General features: G+C 58.6%; 19 protein-coding genes. 7 read left to right on the top strand and 12 right to left on the bottom strand.

Going from position 1 to position 19,069, the window contains the following annotated elements; genetic code table 11:
- Positions 1-186 precede the first annotated feature (186 nt).
- The 4 genes from HF679_RS04140 (at position 187) to HF679_RS04125 (ending at position 3,897) form a co-directional block, all read left to right on the top strand.
- Entirely contained in the window at positions 187-993 is an 807-nt protein-coding gene (locus tag HF679_RS04140) for a DNA-binding transcriptional regulator (RefSeq protein WP_123755495.1), read from the top strand.
- A 99-nt stretch (positions 994-1,092) separates the two neighbouring features.
- Entirely contained in the window at positions 1,093-2,154 is a 1,062-nt protein-coding gene (locus HF679_RS04135) for an ABC transporter substrate-binding protein (RefSeq protein WP_154145102.1), read from the top strand.
- Positions 2,144-3,148 carry a FecCD family ABC transporter permease gene (locus HF679_RS04130; RefSeq protein WP_154145101.1) on the top strand — a complete coding sequence of 335 codons (1,005 nt, stop codon included), beginning with the start codon at positions 2,144-2,146 and terminating at the stop codon, positions 3,146-3,148. The genes HF679_RS04135 and HF679_RS04130 overlap by 11 nt, the downstream gene beginning before the upstream one ends.
- Positions 3,148-3,897 carry an ABC transporter ATP-binding protein gene (locus HF679_RS04125; protein ID WP_187042633.1) on the top strand — a complete coding sequence of 250 codons (750 nt, stop codon included), beginning with the start codon at positions 3,148-3,150 and terminating at the stop codon, positions 3,895-3,897. Before HF679_RS04130 ends, HF679_RS04125 begins: the two co-directional genes overlap by 1 nt.
- Here the strand turns inward: HF679_RS04125 and HF679_RS04120 are convergent.
- From HF679_RS04120 to HF679_RS04105, 4 genes are all read right to left on the bottom strand, one after another.
- Complete coding sequence (locus HF679_RS04120; RefSeq protein ID WP_187042632.1) at positions 3,881-4,621, bottom strand: substrate-binding domain-containing protein; 741 nt, start codon at positions 4,619-4,621, stop codon at positions 3,881-3,883. The genes HF679_RS04125 and HF679_RS04120 overlap by 17 nt on opposite strands.
- A 57-nt stretch (positions 4,622-4,678) precedes the next feature.
- On the bottom strand, positions 4,679-5,515 hold the full coding sequence (locus HF679_RS04115; protein ID WP_123754687.1) for a shikimate dehydrogenase family protein: 837 nt from the start codon (positions 5,513-5,515) through the stop codon (positions 4,679-4,681).
- An 11-nt stretch (positions 5,516-5,526) separates the two neighbouring features.
- The gene (locus HF679_RS04110) at positions 5,527-6,849 is read right to left on the bottom strand and encodes an MFS transporter (RefSeq protein ID WP_123754688.1); all 1,323 of its coding nucleotides are present in this window, start codon (positions 6,847-6,849) and stop codon (positions 5,527-5,529) included.
- Positions 6,850-6,930: 81 nt separating this feature from the next.
- Positions 6,931-8,784 (bottom strand): bifunctional sugar phosphate isomerase/epimerase/4-hydroxyphenylpyruvate dioxygenase family protein, encoded by a 1,854-nt coding sequence (locus tag HF679_RS04105; protein ID WP_187042631.1) that lies wholly within the window; start codon positions 8,782-8,784, stop codon positions 6,931-6,933.
- Between the two features lie 124 nt (positions 8,785-8,908).
- On the opposite strand from HF679_RS04105, the gene HF679_RS04100 reads away from it, so the two are divergent.
- Entirely contained in the window at positions 8,909-9,556 is a 648-nt protein-coding gene (locus HF679_RS04100; RefSeq protein WP_123754690.1) for a TetR/AcrR family transcriptional regulator, read from the top strand.
- Positions 9,557-9,582: 26 nt separating this feature from the next.
- Here the strand turns inward: HF679_RS04100 and fumD are convergent, their stop codons facing one another.
- Positions 9,583-9,798, bottom strand: a complete 216-nt coding sequence (gene fumD, locus HF679_RS04095) for a fumarate hydratase FumD (RefSeq protein ID WP_123754691.1) — start codon at positions 9,796-9,798, stop codon at positions 9,583-9,585.
- Between the two features lie 505 nt (positions 9,799-10,303).
- On the opposite strand from fumD, the gene pykF reads away from it, so the two are divergent.
- Together pykF and lpp are read left to right on the top strand one after the other, a co-directional pair.
- Positions 10,304-11,716, top strand: a complete 1,413-nt coding sequence (pykF, locus tag HF679_RS04090; RefSeq protein ID WP_123754692.1) for a pyruvate kinase PykF — start codon at positions 10,304-10,306, stop codon at positions 11,714-11,716.
- Between the two features lie 307 nt (positions 11,717-12,023).
- Positions 12,024-12,260 carry a murein lipoprotein Lpp gene (gene lpp / locus HF679_RS04085; protein WP_003029373.1) on the top strand — a complete coding sequence of 79 codons (237 nt, stop codon included), beginning with the start codon at positions 12,024-12,026 and terminating at the stop codon, positions 12,258-12,260.
- Between the two features lie 92 nt (positions 12,261-12,352).
- Here the strand turns inward: lpp and HF679_RS04080 are convergent, their stop codons facing one another.
- The 7 genes from HF679_RS04080 to sufA all read right to left on the bottom strand — a co-directional run bounded on the left by HF679_RS04080 (position 12,353) and on the right by sufA (position 18,999).
- A complete protein-coding gene (locus tag HF679_RS04080; RefSeq protein WP_123754693.1) occupies positions 12,353-13,357 on the bottom strand; it encodes a L,D-transpeptidase family protein in 1,005 nt (334 codons plus the stop codon).
- 102 nt (positions 13,358-13,459) lie between these two features.
- The gene (gene sufE / locus HF679_RS04075; protein WP_123754694.1) at positions 13,460-13,876 is read right to left on the bottom strand and encodes a cysteine desulfuration protein SufE; all 417 of its coding nucleotides are present in this window, start codon (positions 13,874-13,876) and stop codon (positions 13,460-13,462) included.
- Between the two features lie 11 nt (positions 13,877-13,887).
- A complete protein-coding gene (gene sufS / locus HF679_RS04070) occupies positions 13,888-15,108 on the bottom strand; it encodes a cysteine desulfurase SufS (RefSeq protein WP_123754695.1) in 1,221 nt (406 codons plus the stop codon).
- Positions 15,105-16,379, bottom strand: a complete 1,275-nt coding sequence (sufD, locus tag HF679_RS04065; protein ID WP_154145096.1) for a Fe-S cluster assembly protein SufD — start codon at positions 16,377-16,379, stop codon at positions 15,105-15,107. Before sufD ends, sufS begins: the two co-directional genes overlap by 4 nt.
- Positions 16,354-17,100: a Fe-S cluster assembly ATPase SufC gene (gene sufC / locus HF679_RS04060; protein WP_123754697.1), complete on the bottom strand. Its 747-nt coding sequence runs from the start codon at positions 17,098-17,100 to the stop codon at positions 16,354-16,356. Before sufC ends, sufD begins: the two co-directional genes overlap by 26 nt.
- A 31-nt stretch (positions 17,101-17,131) precedes the next feature.
- A complete protein-coding gene (gene sufB, locus HF679_RS04055; RefSeq protein WP_187042630.1) occupies positions 17,132-18,619 on the bottom strand; it encodes a Fe-S cluster assembly protein SufB in 1,488 nt (495 codons plus the stop codon).
- 2 nt (positions 18,620-18,621) lie between these two features.
- Positions 18,622-18,999 (bottom strand): Fe-S cluster assembly scaffold SufA, encoded by a 378-nt coding sequence (gene sufA, locus HF679_RS04050; RefSeq protein ID WP_123754699.1) that lies wholly within the window; start codon positions 18,997-18,999, stop codon positions 18,622-18,624.
- Between the last annotated feature and the right edge of the window lie 70 nt (positions 19,000-19,069).

The following is a 19,069-nucleotide window of genomic DNA, read 5'->3' as shown; positions in this document are numbered from 1 at the left end:
GAACCTCACGACTCAGACAAAGTGCCGTCGCGTCGGAAACCGGGCGCCGCACAATTTGTTAATCAGATGTGAATGTATTTTTATAGTGAGGCCAGTATAGGCAGGGGGTATTGCGCTACAATCAAAACATCGCCTGATGTGCACCAGGTGCACAACGTTGTTTATCTGGATATTTATCGAGGGAATATGCGAGAGAATAGCGCAGCAGATTACAAAACGGTGCGCGGTTTAACCCGCGGGTTATTGTTATTAAATTTGTTAAATAAATTCGACGGAGGGGCCACGGTCGGCACCCTGGCGGAGTTTAGCGGCCTGCATCGCACCACCGTCAGACGATTGCTGGAGACGCTGCAGGAGGAGGGTTATGTCCGCCGCAGCCGCTCGGATGACAGCTTCCGTTTAACCATCAAAATCCGTCAGTTGAGTGAGGGATTTCGTGACGAGCATTGGATTTCTGCCCTCGCAACGCCCCTGCTGGGCGAGCTACTGCGGGAAGTATTGTGGCCAACGGACATCACCACGCTGGACGTCGATGCGATGGTGGTACGCGAAACCACCCACCGTTTTAGCCGCCTCTCCTTTCACCGGGCGATGGTCGGGCGCCGCCTGCCGTTGCTGCTGACCGCCTCGGGATTAACCTGGCTGGCCTTCGCGCCGGAGCACGAACGTCAGGCGATGATCGAGCTGCTCGCGGCCCGCCCGGAAGTGGAATACCAGCTGGCGCGGGAGCCAGCCAGGCTAGCCGCGATCCTCGAACGAACGCGCCTCAACGGTTACGGCGAGAACTTCCGCGGCTGGCAACAGGAGGAGAAAATCGCCTCCATCGCCGTGCCGATCCGCCTCCAGCAACGGGTGATTGGTTGCCTGAACCTGGTGTATATGGCCAAAGCGATGACCATCGAGCAGGCCGCGCAGAAATATCTCGCCCCGCTGCAAAACGTCGCCAACCAGATTGAGGCGCGGATGGCCGAAGAAGAAGTTTTTTACGAGTAAAGTTGTTCTGAACGGCTATATCGGTCGCTAAAAAATTGCTTCCTGCATCGCTATATATTCTAATACACAGCGATTCTTCTTACGCAACCGAGCCTTCTCATGCCAACTCTCTCCCGTCTGTTACCAGGGCTGACGCTGATCGGCGCCTGCCTGTTTGCCAGCCATGCCTTTGCTGAACGTACCGTCACCGACCAACTCGGCCGTGAAGTGACCATTCCGGACCATGTGACCCGCGTGGTGGTGCTCCAGCACCAGACCCTGAACCTGCTGGTGCAGCTCAACGCCGCCGACGATATCGTCGGGGTGATGAACAGCTGGAAAAAACAGCTCGGCCCGGCATTCGCCCGCTTTATGCCGGGTATCGAACAGCTGCCGATGCCCGGGGACTTAACCCAGGTCAATATCGAAAGCCTGATGGCGCTGCACCCGCAGGTGGTGTTTGTCGCCAACTATGCCCCGCCGGCGATGATTCAGCAGATTCAGAACGCCGGGATCCCGGTGGTGGCGGTGTCATTGCGCCAGGATGCCGCGGGCGAAAAAAACAAGATGAACCCGTCGATGGCCGATGAAGAGCAGGCCTATAACCAAGGGCTGACGCAGGGCATCCGCCTGATTGGCGAGGTGGTCGAGCGCCAGAGCCAGGCGCAGGCGCTGATTGACTACACCTTCGCGGCCCGCAAAGCGGCCAACGCTCCGGTGGCCGATATTCCTGACGACCAGCGGGTCCGCGTGTATATGGCCAACCCGGACCTCAATACCTATGGTTCGGGCAAGTATACCGGGCTGATGATGAAACACGCCGGGGCCTTAAACGTCGCGGCGGCAACGGTCAAAGGGGCGCGCCAGGTCTCGCTGGAACAGGTATTGCAGTGGAATCCGCAGGTGATCTTTGTGCAGGACCGTTACCCGCAGGTGGTGACGCAGATCGTCAACGATCCGCAGTGGCAAGGCATTGATGCGGTGAAAAACCACCGCGTGTGGCTGATGCCGGAGTATGCCAAAGCCTGGGGCTATCCGATGCCGGAAGCGCTGGCGCTCGGTGAACTGTGGATGGCGAAAAAACTCTATCCTTCCCGCTATCAGGGAGTCGATGTTGACGCCCGCGCCGCAGATTACTACCAGCGGTTTTATCGCGTGAAATGGACGCCCGATGCGCAGTAATCGTCATTCGGCCCTGCTACAGAGCGGGCTGGCGCTGACGACCCTGGTGATTGCTCTCGCTTCGCTCTGCGTCGGCCAGTATCACCTGAGCCCCGCCGCGGTGATAACCCAGCTGACGCAGGCGCCGCCCGGGGACGGAATTGCCGGGCAGATCGTCTGGTCGGTACGCCTGCCCCGGGTGGTGATGGCGCTGCTGGCCGGTGGCGCATTGGGGCTGTGCGGGGCGACGCTGCAGGGCGTGTTCCAGAACCCGCTGGTCGACCCGCATATTATCGGCGTCACCTCCGGCTCGGCGTTTGGCGGCACCCTGGCGATTCTACTGGGGCTGGACACTCTGCTGATGATGGCCTCCACCTTTGGTTTTGGCCTGCTGGCGCTGATGCTGGTGTATCTGATTGCCGCGCTACAAGGACGGGAAAATACGCTGGTGTTGATCCTCTCCGGGATCGTCCTCAGCGGCTTTTTCGCCGCCCTCGTCAGCCTGATGCAGTATCTGGCCGACAGCGAAGAGACGCTGCCCAATATCGTCTTCTGGCTGCTGGGCAGCTTCGCCACCGCCAACTGGCACAAAGTGGCGATGATGGCACCGCCGATCCTGATTACCGCGGCGATCCTGCTGGCGCTGCGCTGGCGGATTAATCTGCTGGCGCTGGATGAGAAAGACGCCCGCGGTCTCGGCGTGCCGGTGACCGCGCTGCGCCGTGGCGTGCTGGTGTGCTGCGCCGTGCTGGTTGCCGCGCAGGTGGCGGTGAGCGGCAGTATTGCGTGGGTCGGGCTGGTGATCCCCCATCTGGCACGACTGCTGGTAGGTGCCGACCACCGTCGACTGCTGCCGACCGCTTTCTGTCTCGGGGGCGGCTTTATGATCGTGGTGGATGACCTGGCGCGCTCGCTGACCCAGGCGGAGGTCCCGGTGGGCATCATTACCGCCCTGCTCGGCGCCCCGCTGTTTACCTGGCTGCTGGTGCAGTCCCGCCGCCGGAGTGCCGCCTGATGACGCCCTCTCTTAGCCTGTCGGCCCTGCAGTTTGGTCATCGTAAGCCATTGTTTACCCCGCTCAGCCTGCAGTGCCAGCACGGTGATATCTGGGCGATACTCGGCGCCAACGGACGCGGCAAAAGCACGCTGCTCGACACCCTGACCGGGGTACTGCCGCCGCTGGCGGGCAGCTTCCAGCAACAGGGCGGCGTGGCGATCGTCCCGCAGTCGTTCCGTCCGGCCTTTAGCTGGCAGGTCGCCGATGTGGTGCTGATGGGTCGCGCCCGCCAGGTCAATCTGTTCGCCCAGCCCGGCGACGACGATCGTAGGCGAGTCCACGAGGCGCTGAGCCAGTTGGGGATTGCCTCTCTGGCAACCAGCGCCTTTCGTTCGCTCTCCGGCGGCCAGCAGCAGATGGCGCTCATTGCCCGGGCGCTGGTGGGCGACAGCCAGAATATCCTGCTGGATGAGCCCTGCTCGGCGCTGGACCTCTCCAATCAACAGGTGGTGCTGCAGCTGATCAGCGACCTGGCCTATCGCCAGTCGCGCACGGTGCTGTTCACCACCCACGATCCAACCCATGCCCTGCAGGTCGCCAGCCATACTTTGCTGCTGTTGCCGGACGGCGAGTGGCTAGCCGGGCGCTCTGAGGCGGTGCTCAGCGAGCGCCACCTGCAGCGCGCCTACGGGTTACCGGTGCATAAAATCGAGCGCCCCGATTCCGGGGGCCCGCTGCTGGCACCGCAGTTTACGATTCGCCGTTAGCGGGTAAAAAGCCGGCGCTGCGCAGGAACTGCTGGCCGTCGGCGCCGAGGATAAAGCGGCATAACTGCTGCGCCCCGGCGCTCGGCTGGGTCATCGTCAGCAGGTATTCCGCCTGTACATTCCAGGGGGCGGGGATCGCCACCGTGCGCAGGTCGTCTCTGGCCGTCATCTGGCGGGCGTAATGGGCATAGCCGATAAACAGGTCGGCTAAATCTTCACCGATCAGCCAGCCACCGGCGGTCTCCCTCGGCGGCACGTTGAGCGAGGTTCTGCCCCCTACCAACTGCTGAGCGCGGGCCATCAGCGCGCGCCCGACGCCGGGGAAGTCGGCCTCAATGCGGGTAAACAGTTGCCAGGTATAGTCGCCGGAAGGGTCGCAGCCTGGCGTCGAGGTTGCCAGCCTCAGCTGCGGGTTGCTGAGCAGCCCCAGCCAGTCGGCCTCGTCAGTCGATGCCTGGCGTCGGGCGGTCAGCATCAACTGATTGCGGGCAAAGGGATGACACTCCCCCGCCAGCCCGGCCTGCTGCAGCGCCAGAGGGTGTTGGCTGTTGGCGGAGGCAAACACCGAACAGCGTTCGCCGGATTCAATGCGCTCGCGGAGCAGGCCTGCAGGACCAAAACGGGCCTCGACCTGAATACCGGTTTGCTGATGGAAACGTGCCAGCAGCGGGATAAATGCCCCTTTCAGGCTCCCCGCAGCCAGCAACACGACGGAAGATGTCATAAGACGCTCGCTGAATACCCGGAAACAAAACGCTATGTTACCCGGGCGCTATGCGATTCAGTAGTCAATTTGCGCCAGTTCGCGCAACTGTTCCGGCGTCGCCACCGGCAGATGGAAGAAACGCAGGTAGGCAGGGATCATTTCGAACAGCATATCGGTACCGCGCTGGATCGGGCAGCCTCGGGCCTGGGCGGCCTGCAGCAGCGGCGTGTACTCCTGGGTCATCACCACTTCGCCCACCCAGGTGCCGGGGGTCAGCCGCTGCGGATCCACGGGCAGCGGATCGCTGGCCTTCATGCCCAACGGCGTGGCGTTGACCACCAGGTCATGGCCTTGCGGATCGCACTGCATCAGGCTGATATCCAGCGTCGGATAGTGTTGCCATAGCCGGTCCGCCAGCGCTTTGGCGGCCTCCTGGCGGCTATCGAACAGCGTCAGGGCGCGCACTCCCGCCGCCGCCAGCGACGCGGCAATGGCCGAGCCGACGCCGCCGCAGCCAATCACCAGCGCCCGGGTACCCGCCGGCTGAAAGCCTTTCCGGCGGATGCCGAGGACAAAGCCGTCGCCGTCAAACATATCGCCGCTCAGGCTGCCATCCGCTTCGCGGCGAATGGCGTTACAGGCCCCGGCAATCATCGCCGCCGGGCTGAGGTGATCGACCAGCGCGCAGGTGGCAATCTTGTGCGGCATGGTGACCAGCGCGCCGATGATGTTGGTCATCGTAAACAGCGCCGGCACCAGGGTCGCGTACGCCTCCGGCTTCACCCCCGTGGGCACCACTTTGACATCCACCTGCTGATGGTCAAACCACGGGTTGTAGATCATCGGCGCTTTAAAGCTGGCGGTCGGATAGCCCAGATGGGCGATCAGGCGCGTATTACCACTAATTATCATCCCCTGCTCCTTTACTGCGATAACTCAATACGTTTGACATCGCCCAGAATAAACAGATACGCCACCACGCCGAGCAGCGCCGCGCAGCCGATATAGACCAGCGCATAGAAGAAGCTGCCGAAGGCCGCCACGATAAAACCGATCACCAGCGGAGTGAGGATCCCGGCAAGGTTGGCGCAGAAGTTAAACAACCCGCCGGTCAGGCCGCCAAACCCCTTCGGCGCAATGTCAGAGATCAGCGTCCAGCCTAAGCCGACCATCCCCTGGCCAAAGAAGGCGAACGACATCACCAGAATGACGGCTAGATCGCTGGTCAGCCAGTTGGCGGAGATAATGCTGCTGGCCATCAGCAGGCCGGCGACGATCGGTAATTTACGCGCCAGGTTGGCCGAGCCGGTGGCTTTCAGCAGTTTATCGGAGACCCATCCGCCGAACATGACCCCGCCGGCGGCGGCAAGAAACGGCAGAATGGCGAAGAACCCGACCTTCAGCCACGGCATATGACGTTCGGTCGCCAGATAGGTCGGGAACCAGGTCAGGAAGAACACCAGCACCGAATTGCCGGCGAACTGGCCAATGCTGGCGCCGAGAATCTGCCGTTTCGCCAACAGCTGACCCACAACCGACCAGCTGAACGCCACCTGCTGGTCGCTGACCGTCGCCAGGCCGCCGCCGTTGACGATATGATCGCGCTCCTGCTGGCTGAGGCGTTTGTCTTCATGAGGCTCGCGATAGCAGCGCCACCACACCAGCGCAAATAACACGCCCGCCACGCCGACGCTGATAAACAGCGCGCGCCAGCCGAAGCTGCCCATGATCCAGAACAGCAGCGGCGAGAAGCAGGCCAGCCCAAGATATTCGCCGACGGTATACACCGCCGTGGCCTTGGCCCTCTCCTGCTGGGGGAACCATACGCTGACCACCCGGCTGTTGACCGGGAAGCACGGCGCTTCGCTGACCCCTAAGCCAAAGCGGCACAGCAGCAGCGTTTTCAGGCCGATGGCCATGCCGTGAAACAGGGTAAACAGCGACCACAGGGTTAACGACAGAAAGTAGGTGATCTTGTTGCCGAAGCGGTCAAGGAACAGGCCGCCGGGAATTTGCGCCAGGGCGTAGGTCCAGGCAAAGGCCGAAAAGACGATCCCCATGACCGCCGCGTCGATACCCAGTTCAGAGGTTAAGCCGGGGGCGGCAATCCCGAGTATCGTGCGGTCGAGATAGTTAATCATTGTGCCGACGGCCAGCAGCGCGAGGATCCCAATGCGCCGCCGGGAACGCGGAACGGTAGCCGCGGCGTCCGCCGCCGCCGTCGGGTTATGGCTGTACGAGTTCATAGTCGTTTCCTGTCGTAGGGTGCAGATGAATGTTGTTGTTATGTTTGGGTTGTTATTTTTAATGAACCATTTGATACAAAACTAGCTGTACTGCATCGCCGAAAGACGCACGGCCGCGTTCGCCGCGCCATACAGCGCGTAGCCGCCCCGCCTTTCGGTCAATTCGAAGAAAAAGCGCCCCGCCGAGAAGGGCCGGGTGTACAGATGCAGGAATTCGCCGTCGTGCGGCCCCCGGTCATAGAGGATCTGCAGGCGTTTCAGGGTCTCCACGTTGGCCGCGTCGCCAAAGCGCGCCAGCAAATCGTCGTAGTAGTTTGCCGGGATCGGCAGCGCGTTCAGCGACACCTGCGGCAGGTCGTCAAGGGTAGCCGGCAGGTCGTGGCAGGCGAACGCCGCATGCTGCAGGCCCGCACCCTGGTAACAGGCGACGGAGCGGGCAATCTGGGTCGCGCGGCTCTGCGAGATATTCAGCGCCAGGCGAATATTGCCCTGCGGGCTGTGCACCGCCAGGCTGCGTACCAGGCCGTAAGGGTCCGGCAACGTCTGCTCATGCTCCAGCGTGAAGCCGAAAACGCTGCGGAAAAACATCACCCAGTTGTCGCGTTGATCGGCTTCCATGCCCAGCGCCAGGTGGTCGATACCGCTGTAGTCATGGCGCAGCGTCGGGCTATCGGACAGATGGAAATCGCGGGCGTAGATATCGTCCCCGGCTTCGATGAGGTAGATCAGGCTACCGTCGGGGGCGCAAATCGCGGGTATCGGGCTTTCATTGGGTCCGGCATCGCCCTGCCAGGTGGCGTAGCCGTAGGCACGGGCCCGTTCAACAATCGCGGCGCTGTGGCTCACGCGCAGGGCCATGGCGCACAATGAGGCGCCGTGACGCTGGTGAAAATGGTCGGCCCAGCTGTGGGGCTGATAGTTAACGATCGCCCGCGCTCCGCCGTTGCGCCACAGCGCTACCTGCTTCGAGCGATGGCGCCCCTGCTGGCAAAAGCCGAGCTGCGTCAGGCGCTCGCCAAGCGCTTTCGCTTCCGACGGGCTGGCGGCAAATTCGATAAACTCCAGTCCGAGGTACTGCGGCAGAGCTGCCGGTGCAAACAGCTGCGCGTCGCTGTGCCCCAGCTGCAGGCGGGTCTGCTCTTCCAGCCACTGCAGCGAACGGTAGCCATCTTTGGCGGTGGCGCCGTTTGGCGAGGCGCGGAAGCTGTCATTGAAGATCTCCAGCGACCACGACCCGCGATAGCCGCAGCGGGTTAACTCGCAGGCAAACTCCACCAGCGGCAGCTGCCCCTGTCCAGGGAAGCAGCGGAAATGGCGGCTCCATTCGAGCACGTCCATCTTCATCAACGGCGCATCGGCCAGCTGCAGGAAGGTGATCTTGTCGACCGGGACATCTGACAGACCCTGCAGCGTGTCGCCGCGGGCCAGAATATGGAAGCTATCCAGCACGATCCCCAGCGCCGGGCTGTCGACGCTTTTCACCCGCACCCACGCCTGATGCCAGCGGTTTACGTGGGTGCCCCAGGCTAGCGCTTCATAGCCGATGACAATCTTTTCCTGCTCGGCCAGCTGCGCCAGCGCCGTTAAGTCCGCTATCTGCAGCGAGACGTCCGCGGAGCAGTCTGGCTGGACGTTGCTGCACAGTAGTAAGGTGTCACAGCCCAGTTCATGCATCAGCTCAAATTTGCGCTTCGCCCGCTCCATGTTGGCGGCGAACTGGCTGCGGCTTGCCCCTTCGAAATCGCGAAAGGGTTGAAAAAGCGTGATTTTTAGCCCTAAATCCGCTGCCAGATTACGAATATCCGTCGGCGTACCGGTATAATAGAGCAGGTCGTTTTCGAAGATTTCGACGCCCTGATAACCCGCAGCCGCAATAGCATGGAGCTTTTCGGGCAAGGTGCCAGAAATCGAGACGGTGGCAATGGATCGCAGCATAAGTCCTCGTGTCATCAGTCGACGTGAGCACTGAATATGTATCATTTGGTTCACTCACGCCACATAAGGTTGCAAAATTGTGATCGTTATGTGTATTTTTTGTCCATTGGAAAAAGGAGTCGTTATGTCTGTCGTGGATCACGTGGATCAAGATGAAGCGCAACCGCTAAAGGAGCGGATTTTTGCCGCCGCCATCGTCGTCTTTGCCGAACATGGCTTGTCCGGGGCGCGAATGGAGCAAATTGCAACCGAAGCGCAGACAACCAAGCGGATGGTGGTGTACTACTTCAAAACCAAGGAACAGCTGTACCAGGCGGTGCTGCAACACGTCTATGCGCGCATTCGCGAAACCGAGCAGCAGCTCGGGCTGGAGCACCTGCCGCCGGTAGAGGCGCTGGTGCAGCTGGTACGCTGGAGCGTGCGCTATCACGCCACCCATGCGGACTATATGCGGGTTATCTGTATGGAGAATATGCAGCGCGGGAAGTGGCTGAAGTCGTCAGGGCAGTTAAAGCCGCTGAACCGTACCGCCCTGTCGATTCTGGAGGATATTCTCCAGCGCGGACAGCAGCAGGGTGTTTTTCAGGAGGGGCTGCAGGCACGGGATGTCCACCGGCTTATCAGCAGCTTTAGTTTTTATCAGGTCTCGAACTTTTACACCTTCAATAGCCTGTATCTCGACGATCCGCTGCCGGCCATCGACGATGAAGCGATGGTGGCGCACCACTGCGATATCGCGGTGAAAGCGGTGGTTCGCTTTGTGATTTCCTGAGAGCCTTTTAGCGTGATGCCGGCTGACTACTCATGGCCGGACAACGCATGAACCACTTTCTCCATGGCGGCTCTGGTCAGTTCGCTGCGCGCAATTTTCGGGTTGGCCAGCGCGGTGCGAACCACCCCGGCAATGACAATGTGTTTCGGCTCCTGGCCCAAATCGCGCATTTCCAGCACCACTTTCCCGACAACCCGGCACATTTCCTGATACAACTCGTCGTCTTTGGCTTTATTTCCCATTCTTTTTTGCTCATAAATTATCATTATCAATCAAATCATTATTGATAGGATTTTGGGATAAATCAAACTCCCCTCCTTTTTTCCCGCCAACGGACTATTTTTATTGCTGAACCGTGACAGGCAACCCCTGATAGCCATCAGTTAACTGTGCGACTGGTGGAAATTTGTGTTGCGAATACGATTGCTATTAGTGTGAGTTTTGTTACATTTTTATGGCATATAATGAAACGCTGTTTTCATTTTCTTTTTTTGTTTCAGCGTCGTATAATGCCCACCGATTCTTTCTTGAATGGTTTCAGCGCATTGGACTGCACAACTAAACGCATAAAATACTGCTCCTTTTTATGGGCTGAACCGCCAGCACACTTTCTTCTGCACGCTCTTTTGTTGTCATCTATTCTTAGAGCTTGGCATAGCAACTTTCGCAATACAGGTTTGACTCCACGGCGGCATGCCAACGGAGCGAGTTTTCCATATCCTTCACAACTTAAAGACTAAAACTTTCATGAAAAAGACCAAAATTGTTTGCACCATCGGTCCGAAAACCGAATCCGAAGAGATGCTGTCCAAAATGCTGGACGCGGGCATGAACGTCATGCGTCTGAACTTCTCTCACGGTGACTATGCTGAACACGGTCAACGCATCCAGAACCTGCGTAACGTGGTGAGCAAAACCGGTAAGACAGCCGCTATCCTGCTGGACACCAAAGGTCCGGAAATTCGTACCATCAAGCTGGAAGGCGGCAATGACGTCTCCCTGAAAGCGGGCCAGACCTTCACCTTCACCACCGACAAATCCGTAGTCGGCAACAGCGACATCGTGGCAGTTACCTATGAAGGTTTCACCACTGACCTGTCCGTCGGTAACACCGTACTGGTAGACGATGGTCTGATCGGTATGGAAGTCACCGCCATCGAAGGTAAAAACGTTATCTGTAAAGTGCTGAACAACGGCGACCTGGGCGAAAACAAAGGCGTTAACCTGCCGGGCGTTTCCATTGCCCTGCCGGCACTGGCAGAAAAAGACAAACAGGACCTAATCTTCGGTTGCGAGCAAGGCGTCGATTTCGTTGCCGCTTCCTTTATTCGTAAGCGTTCTGACGTGGTGGAAATTCGTGAGCACCTGAAAGCCCACGGCGGTGAGAACATTCAGATCATCTCCAAGATTGAAAACCAGGAAGGCCTGAACAACTTCGACGAAATCCTCGAAGCGTCTGACGGCATCATGGTTGCTCGTGGCGACATGGGCGTTGAGATCCCGGTTGAAGAAGTTATCTTCGCACAGAAAATGATCATCGAAAAATGTATCCGCGCACGTAAAGTGGTTATCACCGCGACTCAGATGCTGGATTCCATGATCAAAAACCCGCGTCCGACCCGCGCAGAAGCCGGCGACGTCGCTAACGCCATCCTCGACGGTACCGATGCGGTAATGCTGTCTGGCGAATCCGCTAAGGGTAAATACCCGCTGGAAGCGGTCACCATCATGGCGACCATCTGCGAACGTACCGACCGCGTGATGACCAGCCGTCTGGAGTTCAACAACGACAACCGTAAACTGCGTATCACTGAAGCAGTGTGCCGTGGCGCTGTAGAAACGGCTGAAAAACTGGAAGCACCGCTGATTGTGGTCGCAACCAAAGGCGGTAAATCTGCACGTGCCGTACGTAAATACTTCCCGGATGCGACCATCCTGGCGCTGACCACCAACGAAACCACCGCCCGTCAGCTGGTGCTGACCAAAGGCGTTGTGCCGCAGCTGGTTGCACAGCTGGACTCCACCGATGACTTCTACCGTCTCGGCAAAGAGCTGGCGGTACAGAGCGGCCTGGCGCGTAAAGGCGACGTGGTTGTGATGGTATCTGGTGCGCTGGTACCGAGCGGAACGACCAATACCGCTTCCGTACACGTGCTGTAATCTTTTACAAGTTAATTATTTTTATAAAACGCCTCTTCGGAGGCGTTTTTTTTATTCAATCCTTAGCTCCTCTTAATAAAAATGCAAATCGGAATTTACTATTTAATAAGAGATTATCTAAGATGAATCCGATGGAAGCGTGCTGTTTTCACAAAGAATTTTTAACTCGCCTGTCAAATTCGATGCTTCTTTGAGCGAACGATCAAAAATAAGCGTATTACCGTAAAAAAATATTCTCATCCCAAAAAAGTTTGTGTAATACTTGTAACGCTACATGGAGATTAACTCAATCTAGAGGGTATTAATAATGAATCGTACTAAACTGGTACTGGGCGCGGTAATCCTGGGTTCTACTCTGCTGGCTGGTTGCTCCAGCAATGCTAAAATCGATCAGCTGTCTTCTGACGTTCAGACTCTGAACGCTAAAGTTGACCAGCTGAGCAACGACGTGAACGCAATGCGTTCCGACGTTCAGGCTGCTAAAGACGACGCAGCACGCGCTAACCAGCGCCTGGACAACGCTGCTACCAAATACCGTAAGTAATAGTATTTGTAGCTGTGTTATAAAAATGGCGCACATTGTGCGCCATTTTTTTTGTCTGCCGTTTGCCGTTCCCTTCCCTGTTTATCCATCCGTTATTGCGTGACCCGCGTTTCTGACGCCGTCGCCGGCGTACCGTTCAGGACTGACTGCACCGAACTGGCCCCACTCGCATCAGGCGTCGCCCCGGTTGAAACCACCACCGGAACCCCCATGCGACGATGCATCGCTTTATCCGCCATCGCTTTATCCGTTCCCTTGTCGTTGGCGAACTGCGCGTAGCCTTCCGGCAGCACGTAGGCAATGGTCTGCGGGTTCTGCGTTTCGCTCTGGGTCATCGGGCGATGCACTTCCAGATAGCGCGTGCCGTTCGATTCGATGGAGAACTTCACCGGCTGGTTGATCACCCGCACCGGCGTGCCCACGCGAACCTGGGCAAACAGCGCTTTAATATCGTCGGTAAACATCCGCATGCAGCCGGAGCTGACGCGCAGCCCGACGCTGTTCTGCGCATTGGTACCGTGAATCAGGTATTCGCCGTTACCGTACGCCAGGCGCAGGGCAAAGCGGCCTAATGGGTTGTTCGGCCCGGCCGGCACCACCGCCGGTAAGGTGATGCCTTTTTCCAGCGAGCGCTGGCGAATACCGGCGGTCGGGGTCCAGGTCGGATTAGGAATTTTTTGCCCGACGCGGGTGGTCATCTCCGGCGTTTCAAGCCCGAGTTGCCCAATCCCTAACGGATAGACCTGCACCGTGTTGCCGTCCGGCGGGAAATAATAGAGCCGCAGCTCTGCCAGGTTCACCACAATCCCTTCACGCGGCACATCGGGCAGTAGCAGCTGTAGTGGAATAAGCATCTGCGTCCCGGGCTGTGGGACGGGTGCAACGGTGTTGTTGGCTTCCAGCAGGATCATCGCCGCGGTGTCAAAGCGCCGGGCAATGGTTTGCAGGCTGTTATCGCCCTCCTGCACCGTGTAGGTCTGATTCTGTCCCACCAGACGGCTACCGTTGGCCGGTAATGTGTATTCAACCGCTCTGGCGGCCTGAGACGCGCCGAGAGCACCTAAAAGCATAAGAGTGAGTAGAGACGCGCGTTTCATACTGAGTTTCCCTCTTAGTCACTGACAGGCCGTCAGAAAGTTGAACCACCCGCGAGACGGATACCCCGTCTCGCTTAACAGAATGAAAGCTTCAACAATAGTTTAGCTAAAAGTGAGAGCCTGCGCGCGAATTGCGCGGATCATTGCTTCCAGCCCCTGCGAGCGCGAGGGCGTGAGGTGTTGCGTGAGCGCCATTTTTTCAAACCACGGGCGCACGTCGAAATCAGTGATGTCTTTGGCGGTCATCTGGTCATACAGAATGAACACCACGGCGATCAACCCTTTGACAATCGCGGCGTCGCTATCCCCGCGCAGCGAAAGCACGCCGCCGTCACGCTGCTCCACCACAATCCACACCTGGCTCTGGCAGCCCTGAATGATGTGTTGCGCGGTATGTTCTTCAGCCGGCAGCGGTGCCAGGCGCTGGCCGAGCTCGATTATATAGAGGTACTTCTCTTCCCAGTTGGCGCAACGACTAAAGTTGCGCAGCAGTTTGTCTTTATCCGGTAACGCCGCCATGATTGCTTCCTTTAGCCTAATAGCGTGTGGATGCGCTGTAGTCCTGCGACCAGCCGATCCACCTCTTCCGTCGTATTGTACATCGCCAGCGATGCCCGACACATTGCCGGCACCTGATAGAACGCCATCAGCGGCATCGCGCAGTGGTGACCGGTGCGTATCGCAATGCCGTAGTTATCGAGGAAGCTGCCCACGTCGTAGGCGTGATGTTTGCCAAGGTTAAAGGCAATCACGCCCAGGCGATGGTCAGGCCCATAAATGGTCAGATCGGGCACGTTCTTCAGCGCCTGTAGCGCATAGTGCATCAGTGTCTGCTCATACTCGGCAATCTGGGTCAGGCCCAGCGCGTTAATATACTCGAAGGCCGCCCCGAGGCCGATAATGCCGCCGGTATTGGGCGTTCCCGCCTCAAAGCGCCACGGCGCTTTCGCCCAGGTGGTTCCTTCGGTCAGACTGACGGTGGCAATCATCGCCCCGCCGCCTTCCCACGGCGGCATCGCCTGCAGCAGCGCCTCTTTGACATACAGGACGCCAATCCCGGTGGGGCCATACAGCTTGTGTCCGGAAAAGACATAAAAATCGCAGTCCAGCGCCTGAACGTCGACCGCATGGTGCATCACCGCCTGTGCGCCATCGACCAGGACTTTAGCCCCATGCTGATGGGCCAGCGGGATCAGGGCCGCCAGCGGGTTTTCCGTGCCCAGCACGTTGGAAACCTGAGTAATCGCCAGCAGCCGGGTACGATCATCGAACAGGCCAGGGATCGCGTCCAGCTGCAAGGTGCCGTCTGGATTGAGCGGAATGACCCGCAGCTCTGCCCCAACCCGGGCGCACAGCATCTGCCACGGCACGATATTGGCGTGGTGCTCCATGGCGCTGATGATAATGTTATCTCCGGCACCAACGTTGGCATTCCCCCAGCTGTTGGCCACCAGATTGATCCCTTCGGTGGTCCCGCGCACGAACACCAGCTCTTCTGCAGAGCGGGCATTCAGGAAGTTGGCCGCCTGCTGGCGCACCTGCTCCATCCGCGCCGTGGCTTCCGCGCTGAGGGTGTGGATACCACGGTGAACGGCGGCGTAGCCATGGCGATAAAACTCCGCCTCGGCGCGAATCACCGCCTCTGGTTTTTGCGCGCTGGCGGCGCTGTCGAGATAGGCCAGCGGCTGACCGTTAACCTCCCGGCTGAGCACCGGAAAATCCGCGCGTATCCGTTCGGCAGAAAATGTCATGCTGATTCCTCCGGTAAACGTTGGCCAATGCGCGCCAGAATGGCAGCCCTGAGCGTGTCATCGGCGACCGCTTCCGTCAGTTCGGCGGCGAAAGCGTAGAGGATCATGTGCTGCGCCGCCTGCCCGGAGATACCGCGCGAACGCAGATAGAACAGCTGTTCGTCGTCGATCCGCCCGATGGTGGCGCCGTGGCTGCACTTGACGTCATCGGCATAGATTTCCAGCTGCGGCTTGGTATCCACTTCAGACAGGCGCCCCAGCAGCAAATTGTTGTTGGTCATCTGACCATCGGTTTTAATCGCGTGTTTCGCGACATTGATCAGGCCGTTAAAGACCGCCCGCCCTTTATTGTTGACGATGGTCTTGTGCAGCTGGCGGCTATTGCAGTAGCCCACCTGATGGTCCAGCCAGGTGCGGCTGTCGCACACTTCATTGTTCACCGGCATCGCCAGCGAGTTGATCCGCAGATCGCTGTTCTCGCCCTGCAGCCGGGTGCTGGTGTGGTGACGCAACACCGCGCCGCCGAGCAGGAAACTGCTGCTAAAGGCCGAGGCATCACGGCCAAGCGTAAGGTCATTGTGGGAGAAGTGATAGCTCCGGGCATTTTCAAACGCCAGCTTGAGATGCTGCAGGTGGGCGTTATCCGCCACCGTCATGGTCAGGCGCGCACCGGTAAAGTGGCGCTGTTCATCGAGGCTCAGATAGTGTTCGACGATGGTCGCTTCGGCACCGCTCTCCAGCTCAAGATGGTGGCGGTAATGGGCGCTGTTCATCTCGCCACCCGCCAGACCACGCGTCACATGCATCAGCAGCAGCGGCTTTTCCGGGCGCTGATGGCGTTTAACGCGGATGCGGGTCACCGTCTGCGCCAGGCTTTCGGTAAGGTGCAGGAAGACTTCCGGCTGTAGCGCCTCGGGGAGCCCCTGGCGCTGGTTGTCGACGCTGACCTCATAACCACTGCCGGCCAGATCGTCGCTCAGCGCTGGGCTAAACTGTCCGTCGATAAACACCAGACGCCAGGCATCCAGCCCCAGCGCGCGTTCGTCCCGCTGCGCCGCGCTGAAGTCGCCGGGCTGCAGGGCCACGAAGGTCTCGTTGCACAGCGCCTCCAGCGGCGTATATTTCCACTCTTCATGTTTGCGCGTCGGCAGGCCAAGACGCAGCACCTGCTGGAGATGCTGGCGGGCCTCTGGGGTGCGCTGCGCGCCCTGCGCCTCAAACAGATGGTGCCATTGCTGCAATGTGTTACTGCTGTTCGGTAAGCCAGCCATAGCCCTGCTCCTCCAGCTGTTTGACCAGCGTAAAATCACCGGATTTGACGATCCGCCCTTGATAGAGCACGTGCACAAAGTCCGGCTTGATGTAGTCGAGAATACGCTGGTAGTGCGTCACAATAATAAACGCGCGCTTGCCGTCGCGAAGCGCGTTGACGCCTTCAGAGACGATTTTCAGGGCATCGATGTCCAGCCCGGAATCGGACTCATCAAGGATGCACAGCTCCGGCTCCAGCACCGCCATTTGCAGGATGTCATTACGCTTTTTCTCGCCGCCGGAGAAACCGACGTTGACCGAACGGGTCAGTAAATCTTCCGGCATCTTCAGCAACTGAATTTTCTCTTCCATCAGGTCCTGGAAGTCGAAACGGTCCAGCGCCTCCTGACCACGATATTCGCGTACCGCGTTGAGCGCGGTTTGCAGAAAGAACTGGTTGCTGACGCCGGGGATTTCGACCGGGTACTGGAAGGCCATGAAGATCCCTTCGCCCGCGCGATCTTCCGGCGCGAGGCTCAGCAGATCTTTGCCTTTAAACTCCACGCTGCCGCCGGTGACTTCATAGTCTTCCCGTCCGGCAAGGGTCGCGGAGAGCGTACTTTTCCCGGAGCCGTTCGGCCCCATAATGGCATGCACTTCGCCAGGACGGATTTCCAGATCCAGGCCACGCAGGATCGATTTGTCTTCAACGGCAACCTGCAAGTTTTTAATACTTAACATCTTGTTTCCCTTAATTCGTGTCGCCTGGCGCTTAGCCGACGCTGTGTTCCAGACTGATAGCCAGCAGTTTTTGCGCCTCGACGGCAAATTCCAGCGGCAGTTCTGAGAAGACGTCTTTACAGAAGCCGTTGACGATCATCGAGATAGCATCGTCTTCGCTGATCCCGCGCTGCAGGCAGTAGAACAACTGGTCTTCGCCGATCCGCGAGGTGGTCGCTTCGTGCTCAAGCTGCGCGCTGTTGTTGCGGCATTCAACGTACGGGAAGGTATGCGCCGCGCAGTCCGGCCCAATCAGCATCGAGTCACACTGGGTGAAGTTGCGCGCATTGGTGGCGGTGGGCATGATTTTCACCAGCCCCCGGTAGCTGTTCTGGCTTTTCCCGGCGGAGATCCCTTTCGAGATGATCGTCGAGCGGGTGTTTTTGCCGATATGAATCATTTTGGTGCCGGTGTCTGCCTGCTGGTGACCGCTGGTCAGGGCGACGGAGAAGAACTCGCCGATCGAGTTATCACCGCGCAGAATGCAGCTCGGGTACTTCCAGGTGATGGCGGAACCGGTCTCGGACTGTGTCCACGACATTTTGCTGTTCTCGCCTTCGCACAGCGCACGCTTGGTGACGAAGTTGAGGATCCCGCCGGTGTTGTTATCCCCGGGGAACCAGTTCTGCACCGTGGAATATTTCACTTCGGCGTCTTTGTGAATAATCACTTCGACCACCGCCGCGTGCAGCTGATAGCTGTCGCGCACCGGCGCCGAGCAGCCTTCGATATAGCTGACGTAGCTCCCCTCATCGGCCACCAGGATGGTTCGTTCGAACTGGCCGGTTTTTTCGGCGTTGATGCGGAAGTAGGTGGACAGCTCCATCGGGCAACGAACGCCTTTTGGCACGTAGATAAAGGTGCCGTCAGAGGCCACCGCCGCATTCAGCGCGGCAAAGAAGTTGTCGTTGCTCGGTACCACGGTCCCGAGATATTTTTTCACCAGCTCCGGGTGGTCGTGAATAGCCTCCCCGAACGAGCAGAAGATAATCCCCTGCTCCGCCAGTTTTTCGCGATAGGTGGTCGCCACCGACACCGAGTCAAAAATCGCGTCGACCGCCACTTCTCGCCCTTCACGGACCGGGACGCCCAGCAGATTAAAGGCCTCTTCGACCTCCTGCGTCAGGTAGGCCGCCGGGCCGGTTTGCTGTACCGCACCGGGCTCGGATGCGCAGGTGTCATCGCAGTTACCGCAGGACGGTGCGGAGTAATAGCTGTAATCCTGGTAATTCAGTTGCTCATAATGCGCTTTCAGCCAGTGCGGCTCTTCCATCTCCAGCCAGGCGTTAAACGCGCGCAGGCGGAACTCGAGCATCCACTCGGGCTCATTACGACGGGCGGAGATGGCGCGCACCACCTCTTCATTAATGCCTTTCGCCAGCTCATCGGTTTTTAGTTGGGTAAAAAAACCTTCTTTATAATTCAGAGAGCCGTCGGACCAGGTTTTGACATCGTCAGTTGCTTCAGTATTACGAGACATAATTACTCCGCCTGAACCCCAAAGCTTTCACCGCAACCACATTCGTGCTGCGCTTTTGGGTTATGAAACTTAAAGATTTCATTTAATCCTTCCCGGACGTAATCCAGCTCCGTGCCATCGATAAACGGCATGGCCTGCAGCGGCGCCCACAGCTTCGCGCCGTCACGTTCAAACAGCAGATCGTCTTTCGCCGGTTCGGCAATCAGTTCGAGTACGTAGGCAAATCCGGCACAGCCGCTGGTTTTAATCCCCAGACGCAGGCCTTGCTTGTCGGGCTGCTTCGTCACCAAATCGCGAATATGGGCAGCGGCGGTCGGGGTCATCATCAGACCACGCCAGCTAAACTCATCGGGATTGAAGGTTCCAGTATCTAATTCCATCGCTCTACCTCATTGGTTGGCGCCATCAGGGCATGCAGCTATGTTAATGATAACGATTATCACTTCAACC

The sequence above is a fragment of the Enterobacter sp. JUb54 genome (assembly GCF_014298075.1).
In the GTDB taxonomy this organism is placed as follows: domain Bacteria; phylum Pseudomonadota; class Gammaproteobacteria; order Enterobacterales; family Enterobacteriaceae; genus Klebsiella; species Klebsiella lignicola.
Note: the sequence above shows the minus strand (reverse complement) of the source record. Positions and strands in the feature narration are given on the sequence as shown.

Coding starts and splice junctions, on each gene's coding strand:
- HF679_RS04140 (WP_123755495.1), top strand. CDS start 187: ATGCGAGAGAATAGCGCAGCAGATTACAAAACGGTGCGCGGTTTAACC.
- HF679_RS04135 (WP_154145102.1), top strand. CDS start 1,093: ATGCCAACTCTCTCCCGTCTGTTACCAGGGCTGACGCTGATCGGCGCC.
- HF679_RS04130 (WP_154145101.1), top strand. CDS start 2,144: ATGCGCAGTAATCGTCATTCGGCCCTGCTACAGAGCGGGCTGGCGCTG.
- HF679_RS04125 (WP_187042633.1), top strand. CDS start 3,148: ATGACGCCCTCTCTTAGCCTGTCGGCCCTGCAGTTTGGTCATCGTAAG.
- HF679_RS04120 (WP_187042632.1), bottom strand. CDS start 4,621: ATGACATCTTCCGTCGTGTTGCTGGCTGCGGGGAGCCTGAAAGGGGCA.
- HF679_RS04115 (WP_123754687.1), bottom strand. CDS start 5,515: ATGATAATTAGTGGTAATACGCGCCTGATCGCCCATCTGGGCTATCCG.
- HF679_RS04110 (WP_123754688.1), bottom strand. CDS start 6,849: ATGAACTCGTACAGCCATAACCCGACGGCGGCGGCGGACGCCGCGGCT.
- HF679_RS04105 (WP_187042631.1), bottom strand. CDS start 8,784: ATGCTGCGATCCATTGCCACCGTCTCGATTTCTGGCACCTTGCCCGAA.
- HF679_RS04100 (WP_123754690.1), top strand. CDS start 8,909: ATGTCTGTCGTGGATCACGTGGATCAAGATGAAGCGCAACCGCTAAAG.
- fumD (WP_123754691.1), bottom strand. CDS start 9,798: ATGGGAAATAAAGCCAAAGACGACGAGTTGTATCAGGAAATGTGCCGG.
- pykF (WP_123754692.1), top strand. CDS start 10,304: ATGAAAAAGACCAAAATTGTTTGCACCATCGGTCCGAAAACCGAATCC.
- lpp (WP_003029373.1), top strand. CDS start 12,024: ATGAATCGTACTAAACTGGTACTGGGCGCGGTAATCCTGGGTTCTACT.
- HF679_RS04080 (WP_123754693.1), bottom strand. CDS start 13,357: ATGAAACGCGCGTCTCTACTCACTCTTATGCTTTTAGGTGCTCTCGGC.
- sufE (WP_123754694.1), bottom strand. CDS start 13,876: ATGGCGGCGTTACCGGATAAAGACAAACTGCTGCGCAACTTTAGTCGT.
- sufS (WP_123754695.1), bottom strand. CDS start 15,108: ATGACATTTTCTGCCGAACGGATACGCGCGGATTTTCCGGTGCTCAGC.
- sufD (WP_154145096.1), bottom strand. CDS start 16,379: ATGGCTGGCTTACCGAACAGCAGTAACACATTGCAGCAATGGCACCAT.
- sufC (WP_123754697.1), bottom strand. CDS start 17,100: ATGTTAAGTATTAAAAACTTGCAGGTTGCCGTTGAAGACAAATCGATC.
- sufB (WP_187042630.1), bottom strand. CDS start 18,619: ATGTCTCGTAATACTGAAGCAACTGACGATGTCAAAACCTGGTCCGAC.
- sufA (WP_123754699.1), bottom strand. CDS start 18,999: ATGGAATTAGATACTGGAACCTTCAATCCCGATGAGTTTAGCTGGCGT.